At 61.2% G+C, this 14,388-nt stretch carries 12 protein-coding genes; all 12 read right to left on the bottom strand.

Features of this window, described 5'->3' with window-relative positions; all coding sequences use genetic code 11:
• Positions 1-12: 12 nt before the first annotated feature.
• Entirely contained in the window at positions 13-3,831 is a 3,819-nt protein-coding gene (locus FHP89_RS08170) for an HzsA-related protein (protein WP_144172943.1), read from the bottom strand.
• Between the two features lie 384 nt (positions 3,832-4,215).
• On the bottom strand, positions 4,216-5,397 hold the full coding sequence (locus tag FHP89_RS08165; protein WP_144172941.1) for an O-succinylhomoserine sulfhydrylase: 1,182 nt from the start codon (positions 5,395-5,397) through the stop codon (positions 4,216-4,218).
• A 13-nt stretch (positions 5,398-5,410) separates the two neighbouring features.
• Entirely contained in the window at positions 5,411-6,949 is a 1,539-nt protein-coding gene (purF, locus tag FHP89_RS08160; RefSeq protein ID WP_144172938.1) for an amidophosphoribosyltransferase, read from the bottom strand.
• An 8-nt stretch (positions 6,950-6,957) separates the two neighbouring features.
• Positions 6,958-7,449, bottom strand: coding sequence for a CvpA family protein (locus tag FHP89_RS08155; RefSeq protein ID WP_144172936.1), 492 nt, complete (start codon positions 7,447-7,449; stop codon positions 6,958-6,960).
• Positions 7,450-7,465: 16 nt separating this feature from the next.
• Complete coding sequence (locus FHP89_RS08150) at positions 7,466-8,143, bottom strand: SPOR domain-containing protein (RefSeq protein ID WP_144172934.1); 678 nt, start codon at positions 8,141-8,143, stop codon at positions 7,466-7,468.
• 7 nt (positions 8,144-8,150) lie between these two features.
• Positions 8,151-9,431 carry a bifunctional tetrahydrofolate synthase/dihydrofolate synthase gene (folC, locus tag FHP89_RS08145; protein ID WP_144172932.1) on the bottom strand — a complete coding sequence of 427 codons (1,281 nt, stop codon included), beginning with the start codon at positions 9,429-9,431 and terminating at the stop codon, positions 8,151-8,153.
• Positions 9,424-10,293 carry an acetyl-CoA carboxylase, carboxyltransferase subunit beta gene (gene accD / locus FHP89_RS08140; RefSeq protein ID WP_144172930.1) on the bottom strand — a complete coding sequence of 290 codons (870 nt, stop codon included), beginning with the start codon at positions 10,291-10,293 and terminating at the stop codon, positions 9,424-9,426. The genes folC and accD overlap by 8 nt, the downstream gene beginning before the upstream one ends.
• A complete protein-coding gene (gene trpA, locus FHP89_RS08135) occupies positions 10,290-11,105 on the bottom strand; it encodes a tryptophan synthase subunit alpha (protein WP_144172928.1) in 816 nt (271 codons plus the stop codon). The genes accD and trpA overlap by 4 nt, the downstream gene beginning before the upstream one ends.
• A 39-nt stretch (positions 11,106-11,144) precedes the next feature.
• Positions 11,145-12,356, bottom strand: coding sequence for a tryptophan synthase subunit beta (gene trpB / locus FHP89_RS08130; protein WP_144172926.1), 1,212 nt, complete (start codon positions 12,354-12,356; stop codon positions 11,145-11,147).
• Positions 12,343-12,966, bottom strand: coding sequence for a phosphoribosylanthranilate isomerase (locus FHP89_RS08125; RefSeq protein ID WP_144172924.1), 624 nt, complete (start codon positions 12,964-12,966; stop codon positions 12,343-12,345). Before FHP89_RS08125 ends, trpB begins: the two co-directional genes overlap by 14 nt.
• Positions 12,933-13,763 (bottom strand): tRNA pseudouridine(38-40) synthase TruA, encoded by an 831-nt coding sequence (gene truA / locus FHP89_RS08120; RefSeq protein ID WP_186300178.1) that lies wholly within the window; start codon positions 13,761-13,763, stop codon positions 12,933-12,935. Before truA ends, FHP89_RS08125 begins: the two co-directional genes overlap by 34 nt.
• Positions 13,763-14,377, bottom strand: a complete 615-nt coding sequence (locus tag FHP89_RS08115; RefSeq protein WP_144172920.1) for a CbiQ family ECF transporter T component — start codon at positions 14,375-14,377, stop codon at positions 13,763-13,765. Before FHP89_RS08115 ends, truA begins: the two co-directional genes overlap by 1 nt.
• Between the last annotated feature and the right edge of the window lie 11 nt (positions 14,378-14,388).

Below are 14,388 nucleotides of genomic sequence, written 5' to 3'. Positions count from 1 at the left end.
CAACAAACACACCTACTTATAAAACCTCAGCGTCTTGTACGGCTCACCGGAAATCAACGGAATGCCGTCTGCAGTCACCGTGTCGCCAAGCACAAGCGCGCTGCCCTCCAGGGCGCCACCATCCCAAGACCAACGAATCCGCTCCCCTTCGTGCAGGCGGAAATGCGCTGACCGACGCGGCGTCACACTGACGGTGATGCGCGCCGGCTGATCGGGCACCTCCGCGCCGATACCGGTCCGCCGTTTATAGCGAATCGGGAACACAAGTTGTGAGGCCGTATCCACGATTTTCGCGTGATCCCACAACAAGCCCATGTTGTAGTGCCCGCGCGGAAAGCGTGCTTCATCAACCCGATCCTCCGCCAACAACGGGTGGTTTCCGGTAGACCGTGTAAATGCGGGATGCGCCCGGTCCAGTGTGACGTCCTGCTCCGGGGCCTCGAACTCCGACAGCGCGGGCAGGCTCACCCCCGGTTCGGATGAATTGTGCCCGTTCCGAAACCAGGAAAACGCCCCGCCAATACGGTGTTTCTCTACCAGATTCACGAATTCCAGCTGTGTATTACCATCCGGTCCGGCGCTGAATCCGTCATCCGTGGAGAACACGTGGCGATAGTGAATCCCTCGCACGACCGGATCACGCTCAGCCTGAATGGCGAAATCGATGCGATCCCAAGAGACCCTGCCGCCCCCCCGGTCGGGCGGCCAGCCAGCGTACATGCCGGGGTTACGCTGCGCGATCCGGCGCGGCATGATCAGGCCAATAGCCCCGGTCACGTAGGCAATTCGCGCGCGCCACGGGTCGGGCAGAATCATGCTCTGACTCACTGCACCCCCACCGCCCATTGAGCCGCCTTTGAGCACGATACCCAATTTATCAACATCAATCTGGGGGTAGCGCTGCAACAAGTATTCAATAGACCCGGCCAACCTCCGGCCCGCATAAATCTGCCCGTCCGCACCGTATGCCCAAGACTCCCGCCAGGCGCCCTGATGCGCTTCGGCGTCCTGGTTGCGCAATTCGATCTGACCCGCCCGTGCAAGCGGTGGCGCGAAGACTTGCGTCATGCCGGCGCCATTTCCTGCGGACGAGCCATGCAGGTGCACAAACAGACGCATGCGGGGCGGCACCGGATCCGTGCGTGAATACGCCCATTGAAAATCCACGCCATGAGGATCGAAATACCGTTCATTGGCAATCTGCCACACGCCCGGGAACCACGCCCACTTACCCGCCGGCCCGCCACCCGTCTTTGCCGGTCGCTCGGGCGCCGACAGATAGCCAACGGGCTGCCGGTCAACCCCACCGCCACCACCGCCCTTGGCACCCGCCTGACCGCCTCCGCTGACGCCCGGTGATGGCGGCACACGCCTGGTGCCCTCCCCATCATAACGTGGCGCAGGAACGGTCGGATCGACAAACGCACCGGTATCGATCCAGTTCCGCACCACCGTCACCTCCTCGGCACTGGCACCGACGTCCGGATGTGCTGCATTGAAATCAATGTCATTACTCGTGCTTGCATTCGTTCGATAGTCCGCCCGGCGCCCTTTGAAATACCAGTAGAAGGCGGAGCCGGCGGCGTAGTTTCCGTTGATCAGCCAGGAGATGTGCGGTCGATCGAGGCGATACACAGCCTTCTCGGAATAACCCTCCGAGCGCTGATGCACTTGCACAGGGCGCGGATTTACCTTTTGCTCAAAGTCGTTGATGAGCATCTTTACCGTCGTCATTCCATCAGAGGCATCACGGTCGTCAAAATCAATGCCCCCCGCGGCTTGCGATCCACGGTGGCAGCTGACACAACGACGGTTGAGAATCGGCACGATATCCGCGTTGTATTCGGGCTGACGGGTCGCGACGAGCAGGCGCGTCGGCGGCTGCATTGCGGCGAGGCTGCCAGAAAACTCGGGGGACGCATCAATATCATTGTGGTTGTGGCAACCGCCGCAACTAAGTACAGTGCCCGGGCGCAAGGACTGCGGCATCATGTCTCGACGAATCACTTCGTGATCGGCGTTCAGACCAGACAGCACCCAAGGCACATCGCAGGGCACCTCGATGTTTGCCGAGCCATCCGACTCGACGGGCGCGTCGCCAAGAATCGCCCCACGATACCCCCACACCGACCACCACTGCCGACCTTCCCCGGCGAAATTGCGCACTCGCTCGGTATTCGGCAGCACCTGGGTAATCCGGATGTACTTCACATCGGCATCTTTGACTCCGACCAGTTCCTTGCCAAGCAAGGGCGACAACTCCTGATGCCCCCAGCGGTAGTTGCCATGCAGCACCGGATAGGCCTTCGTCTCAGACTGCTGGGACGCGATATGCAAATAGCACTTTCCATCTTCTGAGCGTGGCTGTGCGACGTTGTCGGGTGTGGCTTGACCGTGAACATCGATATACGGCCCGCCGTAAATCGCTCCGTATTCAGCCACTCCCGGTCGATCAATCAAACGCACCGGGTCGCGCTGGTAATCATCCGACGGGATCTTGTCCGCCGGCAATTTGTAGATACCGATCTCGATCCCGACTGGATTGACGATATTTGCGGGGCGCCGGCTGGGGTCGGGGCCTTGTTCCACAAAACGGTCGTTGCCATCCGGCTTCAGGCCCATCTGCTTGTTGCACATGCCCTGGCACCACACAAAACCCAAGGCGTTCCCAGGCAAGCCAAACGGATCGCGGATCTTGCCCTTGTAGCGTGCATTGGAAAAATCGAAGTGTGCCTTTTCATCGTTGCCGTTCGCCCAACTCGCAACATCAAGTAGATCGCGAGGGTTGAGCGCGGCGAAGCGGCCCTTCGCTTCACGAACCGGGACTCCCTCGACGGTGAACGGCTTGGGCGACCACAGAAAAATCTTGCCCGCCCCCTGATTATTATTGCCTCGGTAGTACTCCCCAACCGCCAGCCTGCCGTCCTGGAGCTGGCTGACCCAGTGCAAGGCACGGCCACGATAATGCGCACCGAACGACGACTCCTGAGAGCCGCCCCAAGGATCGGTCGCGCATATCCACCATTGATTCAGAAGGGTTCCCGGGTAATTGGTGTAAACCGGGCCATAACCGATATAGGCCAGATCATGGCCCCACTGGGCGCACGAGCCAATCAATCGGCCATCCCGAATTTGAGTCGCACCGTAAAAACTGGCCATGTCGTGATAACCCGTCTTGACGACATTCGCGCCATCGAGATCGGCGAAATAGGTTTGCAGGTTTGCATAGCCCTGAACAGACATTCGCGGCAACAATGGCTCGTACTCGCGATCGCGATCCGATGAAAACGTCACCCGCAAACGACCGTTCTGATTCACGAATGCCGGCGTCAGGTCATGCTGCCCTGGCTTATAGGGCCAAGCGGTAGTGGACCCAGTGACCAAATCATGAATAGCGACGCTGGCGCCAGACACCCCGGCCAGCACCCTGTTCCTTGAACCACACACCGGCTCCCACTGACTACCGTGATAAAGCGTGAACGCCACTTTCGTGCCATCAAACGACAGGCGAGGATCCGTAGGCATACAGATCTTCCCGGCAGCGGCACAGTCGTAGAGAACAGTCACCCGCCCGGTCTTGTCACGACGCATGAGACGGCCGGGGCCGCTGATACCGTTGGGTGCATTGCCGGCGGATTTCTGGTTGTGCACCCGATTGTTCACTTCAGGTAACGAGATGCATACATCCGGGTGATCGAACTGCATCCCCTGGTACTGCGAAGGCGTGCGATCAATATCGAATTCGACCCAGATCAATGGCGTCGTCGTGTCGTCGTCGGCCAAAGCAATGCTTGCAAGCGCGACTAAAAGCAAAGCCAGCATCCAGCGCATGTGCAACCTCCATGTCAGCGACGAGCTCTTCAGTGCAACACGACAAGAGCACGGCAGAACAGTGACTGGACGACGAGGCGGACACACCGGATCAGTTGGAGCGAACGCGCGCAGCCAGTCAGCGCGACGTTACGGTTCATCGTCAGAAATAGACGCGTTTCCCAATCTTGCGCCATGCAAACTCACAGTGAAACGCTGACGCCATGGGCTTAAAGCACACGCCAGAAGTGCACTTCCATGCTCGATCCGGCGAGTAGCAAGGCAAAGCCGGCCACTGAAGAAAGTGATCCGCAGGAATCTTTGCTACAGACTCTTACATACTGACTTCCAAAATAAAAAGGCGCGGACTTTCGTCAGCGCCTTTCGAGATGTCTCACGACAATGTCAGCGAGTCAGTCCCGCCAAGTCCGCCCGCAAATCAGCCACCGACTCCAGCCCGACGGCCACACGAATCAGACCTTCGCCAATCCCGCTCGCCGCGCGCGCTTCCGCCGAAATGCGACCGTGCGTGGTCGAAGCCGGATGGGTGATGGTGGTCTTGGTATCGCCCAGGTTGGCCGTGATTGATATCAGGCGCGTCGCGTCAATCAGTTGCCACGCTGCAGCACGACCGCCGACGACATCGAAACTGACGATCGCCCCACCCGAGCCCTGCTGGCGTAATGCCAGTTGATGTTGCGGATGCGACGGCAGGCCCGGGTAATACACCCGTTCGACTTGCGGTTGCGCTTCGAGCCACTGCGCCAGCGCGAGCGCACTGGCGCTTTGCGCTTCCATGCGGATACGCAGCGTTTCCAGGCCTTTGAGAATCACCCATGCGTTGAAGGGCGACAGGCACGGTCCGGCAGTGCGCAGGAAGCGGAAGACTTCTTCGGTCAGCGATGCGGCGCCGACCACGGCGCCGCCGAGTACCCTGCCCTGTCCGTCGAGATACTTGGTGGCCGAATGAATGACCAGATCGGCACCCAGCGCCAAAGGTTTTTGCAGCGCAGGCGTACAGAAACAGTTATCGACAGCCAGCAATGCACCGTGACGATGGGCGACTTCGGCCACGGCAGCGATATCGACCAGTTCGGTGAGCGGGTTGGACGGGGTTTCGACGAAGAACAGCCGGGTGTTCGGACGCGCCGCCGCATCATACGCCGCGATGTCCGCAGCGGGCACGAAGGTGGTTTCGATCCCGAAACGCGAAAAGACATTCCCGAACAACTGCTGCGTCGATCCGAACAGTCCCTGCGAGGCAACGATGTGATCGCCGCTCTTGAGCAAGGCCATCACGGTCGACAGGATGGCCGCCATCCCGGACGCCGTGGCCACGCAGGCCTCGCCGCCTTCGAGCGCGGCCAGACGGGTCTGCAAGGCCGAGACCGTCGGGTTGGTGAAGCGCGCGTACACATTGCCAGGCTCTTCGCCGGAAAAACGCGCCGCCGCTTGCGCTGCGCTGTCGAACACGAAGCTTGAGGTGAGGTACATCGCCTCGCTGTGCTCGTTGAACTGGCTGCGCTCAATGCCTGCGCGCACTGCCAGGGTATCGAAATCGAGCGAGAGCCCGGAATGATCTGCCACGCGAAAGTCCTTGCTAGTCCGAGTTGTCCGACGCCAGATTCAGGTCGAGCTGATTGGCGACCGGATCGCTGTCGGTGTCTTCCAGCGTCACCGGCGGCGAGCTACGACGATTCTCAATGCCAAAGAGATAGTCCGGCGTCACATCGCCGGTCACATACTTGCCGTCAAAACAGGAAGTTTCGAAGTATTGGAGCGACGGATTGATGGCCCGCACTGACGCGCGCAAGTCTTCAAGATCCTGATACAGCAGGCCATCGGCGCCGATGGCTGCACAAATTTCGGCCTCGTCCCGGTCTGAGCCGATCAATTCGGCGCGGGTGGGCATATCGATGCCATACACGTTGGCATGACGCACCGGAGGCGCCGCCGAGGCGAAATACACCTTGGTCGCTCCCGCATCGCGGGCCATGCTCACGATCTCCTGGCTGGTGGTGCCACGCACGATCGAATCATCGACGAGCAGCACCCGCTTGCCTTTGAATTCCTGATGGATCGTATTGAGCTTCTGGCGCACTGACTTCCGTCGTACCGCCTGACCAGGCATGATGAAAGTCCGACCGATATAGCGATTCTTGACGAAGCCCTCGCGGTACGGCACCCCCATCTGGTTGGCCATTTCAAGCGCGGCGGGCCGGCTCGAGTCGGGGATGGGAATCACCACATCGACCTCGACATGCGGCATGGTGCGTCGAAACTTGGCTGCCAGATACTCGCCCATTTTCAGGCGGGCTTCATACACCGACACGCCATCGATAAGCGAATCCGGCCGTGCCAGGTACACATACTCGAACATGCACGGTGCGTGCACCGTTGACTCGGCACAGGCGTGGCTGCGGAAGTTGCCTTCCATGTCGATGACGATCGCCTCGCCAGGTTCGACGTCGCGCAACAGTTTGAAACCGAGCGCATCGACGGCAACACTCTCCGAAGAGACAATCCACTCTGTGCCAGCCGGTGCGTCATTGCGACCAATCACCAGCGGCCGGATCCCGTAGGGGTCGCGAAACGCCAGCAGACCATACCCGGCAATCATCACGACCGCGGCATACGCGCCGCGACAACGACGATGCACCGCCGCGACGGCCTGGAAAATGGCCTTCTCGTCCAGTTTGCATCCATTGGAGGCAGCCTGCAGCTCGTGCGCGAGCACGTTGAGCAGCACCTCGGAGTCGGAGTTGGTGTTGATGTGGCGCAGGTCTGCGAGAAACATCTCGCGCTTGAGCTCTTCCGAATTGGTGAGATTGCCGTTATGAGCGAGCATCAGCCCGAACGGCGAATTCACATAAAACGGTTGCGCCTCAGCCGGGTTATACGCCGAACCCGCCGTCGGATAGCGCACATGGCCGATCCCCCAGTTGCCCTGAAGGTTGCGCATATTGCGCGTACGGAACACATCACGAACCAGACCCGAGCCTTTGTGCATCAGGAAGCGCCCACCCTCGGTGGTCGCGATCCCGGCCGCATCCTGGCCGCGGTGCTGCAGCACCTGCAGTCCGTCGTAGAGCAACTGATTGACCGCCGTTGTAGCGACAACCCCTAGAATCCCGCACATGCCATCACCTATCGAAAACTCACCCGTTCCGCCACCACATTGGGCATCCAGGGTTTCGCCGCAACCACGGCTGTCTCAAGCAGCGGCGAGAACATCGCCGCCTCCCACCACGGGGCCCGAGACAGACCGCTCGCACCCCCAAAAGCTACCAGCAGACACGCAATCGCAACCGCCTTGGCCGTTCCGAACAGCGCACCAAATCCTCGATCAACAAAGCCCAGACCGACCGCGTGAATCAGCGCACGCAGGGCATACCGGACAACCGCCACCAACACAAGCACCGCCAGGAAGATCAACGCGAACGCGGCAAGATAGGCAAACGCGGGCTCACTGATCCAGTCGGCAAACAAAAACGCGACCTGACCGGCAAACATGCGCGCCACGATAAAGCCGAGAATCCAACCCGCCAGGGCCAGGACTTCACTGATCAATCCGCGCCAAAAGCCGAGAATCGCCATGACGCAGAGCAAACCCAGAAACGCATAGTCGAAAACTGTCATTACGGTGCCCGGCCACTCAGCCGCGGGCCATTACCACGCCTTTGAAACCGGCTTTTTCCAATTGATCTGCGGCCTTTTCCGCGGCGTCCCGACTGCCGTACGGCCCCACACGCACACGCGTGCTGGTCCCAACCTTCTGGGTAAATACCTTGAATCCCTTTTCGCGCACCTTGTTCGCCTGATTCGTCGCGCTATCCGCATTACTGTAGGCACCCAGCTGCACCACAAAGGCCTCACCCGTCGCTGGGGCTTCGGGTTTCAGCAATTTGCCGGCCAGAATCGCCTCGACGCGGGCACGCTCGTCAGTCGTAGTCGTGGTCGTCGCAGTCGTCGGCGCCGGTTTCTGGTCCTCGGGCGTTTTCTGTGTGACAGGCTTCGGTTCTGGCTTGTCGACAGCGGCCGGCTTGACCGGCGCAGCCGCCACAGGTTCAGGCGGCGGCTCGATCTTCGGCGCATCGGCAGGCACCGCCATCGGCGACACCACGGGTGGCGATGGCAACTCGATCTTTCGTTGCGCGAAGTTTTCGCCATCCTGGCTGGGAATGCGGACCTGAATATCCTCACCCAAGGGCTTGGGCGCCGGATCCATCACCATCGGCAAAATGATGATGGCAAGCAGCGCCAACGCAGCGGCGCCTACCAGGCGGCGGCGTGCGCGCTTTTTCAGATCGGTCTGGGCGTCGTCGGTCGCCATGGCAAGCTCAGCGTTCAGCGCGAATGGCGACCAATGCGTCGGCCACCGTAAGGAAAGAACCAAAGACGATGATTCTATCACCGTCCTGTGCCGCCGCCCGAGCAGCCCGATAGGCGTCGGCGGGCGACGCATGGCGATGATCACCGACGTCGATGCCAGCAGCCGTCATGCGCGCCGCGAGATCATCGGCGGACAATCCCCGCGGTCCGGGCAAACTGGCCGGCAGCCAGTGATCAACACGATGCTTGATTCGCGCCAGCGATGCCTCAACGGCTTTATCGGCCATCATGCCGACCACCGCCCAGGTTTCCGGGTAGTAACCCATGTTGGCAAGGTTCTCGGCCAGCACGCCGACCGCCTGCGGATTGTGGGCCACATCCAGCACGACGGCGGGCTGCCCCGGCAAGGTCTGGAAACGCCCCGGCAAGTCGACCAGCATCATGCCTTCGCGGATGGCTTGCATCGACACAGGCAGCCGGTCGCGAATCGCTTCGAGCGCCGCCATGACCGCGCTGGCATTGAGCAACTGATTGGCGCCACGCAGCGCCGGATAGGCCAGTCCGCCACGGCGGACGCCAGGCCCCCAGAATTTCCACTGCGTGCGATCGCCAGAAAAACCAAAATCGCGCCCACTGATCTGCAACTGCGCGCCCACTTCTGCAGCGACCGCTTCGATTGTCGCCGGTGGCTGCGGATCAGCGCAGATCGCGGGGCGCCCGGGCCGGAAAACGCCGGCCTTCTCGCGTCCGATCGCTTCAAGGGTATCGCCGAGGTATTCCATGTGATCCATGGCGATACTGGTGACGATGGCGCAATCCGATTCGAACACGTTGGTCGCGTCCAGCCGGCCGCCCAATCCGACCTCAAGGATGATTACATCCAGCGCGGCATCGGCGAAACAAGCCCAGGCGGCCAGCGTGCCATGCTCGAAATAGGTCAGATAGGTGTCGCCGCGGGCCTGCTCGACCTGTGCGAACGCGGCGGCAAGCGTGGCATCGTCGGTATCGAAACCGTTGATACGAACCCGCTCGTTGTAGCGCATCAGATGAGGCGAGGTGTACAGCCCGACCCGATAGCCTGCGGCCAGGCAGATCGCTTCGAGCATTGCACAGCTCGAGCCCTTGCCATTGGTGCCGGCAACGGTGATGACAATCGCGTCAGAAGACAGCCCCATGGCGTCGCGCACCGCGGCAACACGCTCAAGGCCGAGCTCAATACGTTGGCCATGTCGGGCTTCGATCAGGGCCAACCATCCGGCGAGATCGCCGGGCAAAACGGAATCAGGCATTCGTAGCGGGCTGGCGTGTCAAAAGAGTCATCAGGTCGGCAAGGCGGCGACGCATTTCACGACGGTCGACGATCATGTCAATGGCGCCTTTTTCAAGCAGGAATTCGGCGCGCTGGAAGCCCTCGGGCAGTTTCTCGCGTACGGTTTGCTCGATCACCCGCGGGCCGGCAAAGCCAATGAGCGCATTCGGCTCGGCAACGACCACGTCGCCCATAAAGGCAAAGCTTGCGGACACCCCGCCCATTGTCGGATCGGTCAGAATCGAAATGAAGGGCAGCTTGCGCACGGCCAGTTGATTGATGGCCGCCGTGGTCTTGGCCATCTGCATGAGCGAAAACAACCCTTCCTGCATGCGCGCCCCGCCCGTGGCGGTGATGCAGATAAACGGCACGCGCTGTTCGATGGCTGCGTGAACACCTCGCACGAAGCGCTCGCCCACCACCGAGCCCATCGAGCCGCCAAGGAAGTCGAATTCAAAGCAGGCCACCACCACCGGCACACTCAAAATGGCACCTTGCAGCACAACCATCGCGTCCTGCTCGCCCGTCTCACGTGCAGCGGCCTTGAGCCGATCAGGGTAACGTTTCGAATCCTTGAACTTGAGCAAGTCCATCGGCGTCACGTCGGCGCCGATCTCGAATCGGCCTTCGGGATCGAGCAGCAGATTCAGGCGTTCGCGCGCACGAATGCGCTGATGATGGCTGCACTTGGGGCAAACGCTGTGGTTGCTTTCCAGGTCGGAGCGATAGAGCACCGCTTCGCAGGCCGGGCACTTGCTCCACAATCCCTCGGGAATCGACTTGCGGGCGGCGCTGTCATCACGCTTGATCTTCGGGGGCAGCAGTTTCTGAAGCCAACTCATGAGCGGGGTTCTCCAAGACTGTCTAGCGCCTCGCGAATCGAGCGCAGAAAAGCCGTCACGCGCGCGACCGCGGCGTCGGGGCCAGCGTGTTCAATTTCTTCGATAATCCGGCTGCCAATCACAACCGCGTCAGCCACGGCGCCGACCGCCTTGGCCGTTTCGGCGTCACGAATGCCGAAGCCAACGCCGACCGGCATGCCAACACGCTCGCGGATCAACGGAATCCGCTGGGCGACCTCGTCGAGATCCAGCTTGGCTGAGCCGGTCACCCCTTTCAGGGAAACATAGTAGATATAGCCACTACCGGCCTTCGCCACATCGTCAAAACGCGACTCGAGCGAGGTTGGCGCCAACAGAAAGATGGGATCGATCCCCGCGCTCTTGGCGATGCCGGCGAAAGCAACGCACTCCTGCGGCGGGTAATCCACCACCAGTACGCCATCGACGCCCACGGCAGCAGCCGCAGCAACGAAGGCTTCGGCCCCCATGGCTTCGATGGGGTTGGCGTAGCCCATGAGCACCACCGGCGTGGTGGTGTTGGTCTTGCGGAACGCCTCGACCAGTGCAAGCACTTTGCGCAGGGACATGCCTGCGGCGAGCGCCCGCTCGGAGGCACGTTGAATGGTTGGGCCATCAGCCATCGGGTCTGAAAACGGTACACCCAGTTCGATGATATCGGCGCCGCCATCGACCAGCGCATGCATCAGCGGCAAGGACGCCTCGGGCGACGGGTCGCCTGCGGTGATAAAAGGAATCAGTCCGCGCCGACCGGCCGCACGCAACTGTTCAAAACAAGATTGAATTCGTGACATAAACACCTACACGCCGGGCTGAGTGCACCCGGCCAAAAATCAGAACTGGATGCCGGACTTTTCGGCCACCGTATGCATGTCTTTGTCGCCACGTCCGGACAAATTCACCAGCAGCACCTTGTCCTTGCCCAGCGTCGGCGCGAGCTTTGCCGCGTATGCCAGGGCATGCGAGGACTCGAGGGCCGGGATAATACCTTCGTAGCGGCACAAATCGTGAAACGCCTGCAGTGCTTCGGCGTCGGTCACCCCGACATACTCGGCGCGGCTGCAGTCTTTAAGCCAGGCGTGCTCGGGCCCAACCCCCGGATAGTCCAGGCCAGCGGAGATCGAGTGGGTTTCGATGATCTGCCCGTCCTCGTTCTGCAGCAGATAGGTGCGGTTGCCGTGCAGCACCCCAGGACGCCCGGCACTCAAAGAGGCCGCATGCCGCCCGGAATCAAGACCATCACCGGCGGCCTCAACACCAATCAATCGCACATCCGCATGCGGGATATACGGGTAGAAAATACCCATTGCATTCGACCCGCCGCCAACGCACGCAATGACAGCATCAGGCTGACGCCCGGTCATCTCCGGCATCTGAGTCAGGCATTCTTCACCGATGACCTTCTGGAAATCACGCACCATTTGCGGATAGGGGTGCGGGCCGGCCACCGTGCCAATGATGTAGAAGGTGTCATGGATGTTGGTCACCCAATCGCGCATGGCTTCATTCAGGGCGTCCTTGAGCGTGCGCGAGCCCGACTCGACCGGCACAACGCTGGCGCCCAGCAACTTCATGCGATAGACGTTCGCGGCTTGCCGGCGGATGTCTTCGGAGCCCATGTACACCACGCACTCCAGCCCATAGCGTGCCGCAACGGTTGCCGTTGCCACGCCGTGCTGGCCGGCGCCGGTTTCGGCGATCACGCGCGGTTTGCCCATATGACGAGCCAAAAGCGCCTGACCGATACAGTTGTTGATCTTGTGCGCGCCAGTGTGGTTGAGATCTTCGCGCTTGAGGTAGATCTGCGCGCCGCCCAGCAATTCGGACCAACGCTGGGCATGGTAAATCGGGCTCGGTCGGCCAACAAAGTGGCGCAACTCGTAGCGATACTCCTCCATGAAGGCCGGATCCTTCTGGCAGGCAGCATAGGCCTCACGAAGACTGTCCAGGGCGGGGATCAGCGTCTCGGCCACAAACACGCCACCATACGGCCCAAAATGGCCTTGCGCGTCGGGCATCTGATACGGCGTGTCAGCCATCTGCATCTTTAACTCCGGAAATAAACCGGGCGATCGCCTCGGCATCCTTGATTCCCTTGCCCGCTTCGACACCGCTGGACACGTCCACCGCCCATGGGCGAACGCGCCGCATGGCATCGATAACGTTGTCCGCCGACAAGCCGCCCGACAGAATCAGGGGCCGATCAAAATCCGGGGGGATCAAGGACCAATCAAACACTTTTCCACCGCCGCCGTAGCCTTCGACAAAGGCGTCCAGCAACAGGCCACGCGCCGACGGAAAACCAGCTGCGTATTCTACCAGATCGACCCCCGCCCGCATCCGCGCGGCGCGGATGTAGGGGCGGCCGTACTGCAGGCAGTCCGCTTCGGTTTCATCGCCGTGAAACTGCAACAACTGAATCGGCAACCGCGCCAGCGCCTCGCGGACCCAGGCCGGATCAGCATTGACAAACAAGGCCACGATGGTCACGAAAGGCGGCACCCGCGCCATCAAGACCGCCGCCTGTTCGATCGTGACATTGCGCGGACTGGGGGGATAAAAAACAAAACCCACAGCATCGGCGCCCGACGCGACAGCCGCGTCAACGTCTTGTGTGCGGGTCAGTCCACAAATTTTGATTCGGGTTCGATGCACGATTCAGGCAGGGCAAGTTGCGGAGTGCAAATGATACGCCCCTGCCCCGGCAAGGACCATTGATCCGGATACTCGACACCACACAGATACAAGCCCGACGCCGAGAAGGTCGGCGCCGCGAGCGTGCGATCGCGCCCGCACAACAGCACCGTCAGCCAGTCCAAGGGCTGAGCACCCTTGCCGACATACACCAGGGCACCCACCAGATTTCGGATCATGTGGTGCAGGAAGGCGTCGGCGCAAAAATCGAAAATAACATACTCGCCATGGCGCTGAACCCGGGCGTGTCGCATGGTACGCACCGGCGAATGCGCCTGACAGCTCGCCGCGCGGAAAGCGGTGAAATCGTGCTTGCCAACCAGGGCCAGCGCCGCTTTTGCCATTGCGCCTGCATCTAGCGGGCGATGGAACCAGCCCACGCGGGCATGCAGCAAGGCCGGGCGTACAGGGCCGTTGAACAGCACGTAGCGATAGTGACGGGCCGTGGCGCTGAAGCGTGCATGAAAATCATCGGCCACCCCTTGCGCCCATCGTACCGACACGCCATCCGGCAAATGGCTGTTGACACCCCTCACCCACGCGCTGAGGGGTCGTGCCACCGGGGCATCGAAGTGAGCAATCTGCGTCGTGGCGTGAACCCCCGTATCCGTGCGGCCGGCACACACTGTCGGCACAGGTGCATCGGCGATCCGCGCCAACGCCAGTTCCAGTGCGTCCTGCACCGTCCTGCCATGCGGCTGCGTCTGCCAGCCCTCAAAGGACTCGCCAGCGTATTCGACACTCAGTACGGTACGCATCAAACCCACCACCAAACAAGACCCACAAAAAAAACAAGGGCAACAGCGCCGTGATCTTGCACACGCCAAGGCAAGGCCTCGAGCGTCAGCGCGCCTTGTGTTGCGGGCGCCTCCACTGTTTCAAGCCAGTCGCGCCACCGCATGCGCGGACCGTCAAGCTCGGCCAGCACCAGGCTCAACCGCACGGCGGCGCGCTCCGGGCTCACGCCCAAAGGCCGCAGTGCCGACGCCAGCACATGCAAGGCAAGAACAAGATGAGCCACCGGCATTTTCGATAACAAAATGGACACCAGCGACACCATGGCAAGCAGCCGCGCCGCATGTGTTGCACCGAGCGCCACCCCATCGTAGGTCGGACTCCACGAGGCCCCATCGGCGAATACGGCTGTCCCGGGCGTCGCGAAGGCGAACATCAGCGCAATCATCACCAGCAAAATGCGGATGCGGCGAATCAGCTTTATCGTCCGCGTACGATCCACCCACAGCGCGACCGCCAACACACCCAAGGCCGCGACCCACAGCGTCGGCGCCGGCAAGGTCTGAACGAAAACGGCGACGCCCGCCCAAAGGGTGAGCATCGCCGCCGGATGCAAGACCATCACGTCAGCCAGCACGTGTCATGCAG

The sequence above is a fragment of the Denitromonas ohlonensis genome (assembly GCF_007625205.1).
Taxonomy (GTDB): Bacteria; Pseudomonadota; Gammaproteobacteria; order Burkholderiales; family Rhodocyclaceae; genus Nitrogeniibacter; species Nitrogeniibacter ohlonensis.
Note: the sequence above shows the minus strand (reverse complement) of the source record. Positions and strands in the feature narration are given on the sequence as shown.

What these genes read in the sequence shown, in the direction of transcription:
- FHP89_RS08170 (WP_144172943.1), bottom strand. Translation starts at nt 3,831, where the DNA reads ATGCGCTGGATGCTGGCTTTGCTTTTAGTCGCGCTTGCAAGCATTGCT.
- purF (WP_144172938.1), bottom strand. Translation starts at nt 6,949, where the DNA reads ATGTGCGGGATTCTAGGGGTTGTCGCTACAACGGCGGTCAATCAGTTG.
- FHP89_RS08155 (WP_144172936.1), bottom strand. Translation starts at nt 7,449, where the DNA reads ATGACAGTTTTCGACTATGCGTTTCTGGGTTTGCTCTGCGTCATGGCG.
- FHP89_RS08150 (WP_144172934.1), bottom strand. Translation starts at nt 8,143, where the DNA reads ATGGCGACCGACGACGCCCAGACCGATCTGAAAAAGCGCGCACGCCGC.
- folC (WP_144172932.1), bottom strand. Translation starts at nt 9,431, where the DNA reads ATGCCTGATTCCGTTTTGCCCGGCGATCTCGCCGGATGGTTGGCCCTG.
- accD (WP_144172930.1), bottom strand. Translation starts at nt 10,293, where the DNA reads ATGAGTTGGCTTCAGAAACTGCTGCCCCCGAAGATCAAGCGTGATGAC.
- trpA (WP_144172928.1), bottom strand. Translation starts at nt 11,105, where the DNA reads ATGTCACGAATTCAATCTTGTTTTGAACAGTTGCGTGCGGCCGGTCGG.
- trpB (WP_144172926.1), bottom strand. Translation starts at nt 12,356, where the DNA reads ATGCAGATGGCTGACACGCCGTATCAGATGCCCGACGCGCAAGGCCAT.
- truA (WP_186300178.1), bottom strand. Translation starts at nt 13,763, where the DNA reads ATGCGTACCGTACTGAGTGTCGAATACGCTGGCGAGTCCTTTGAGGGC.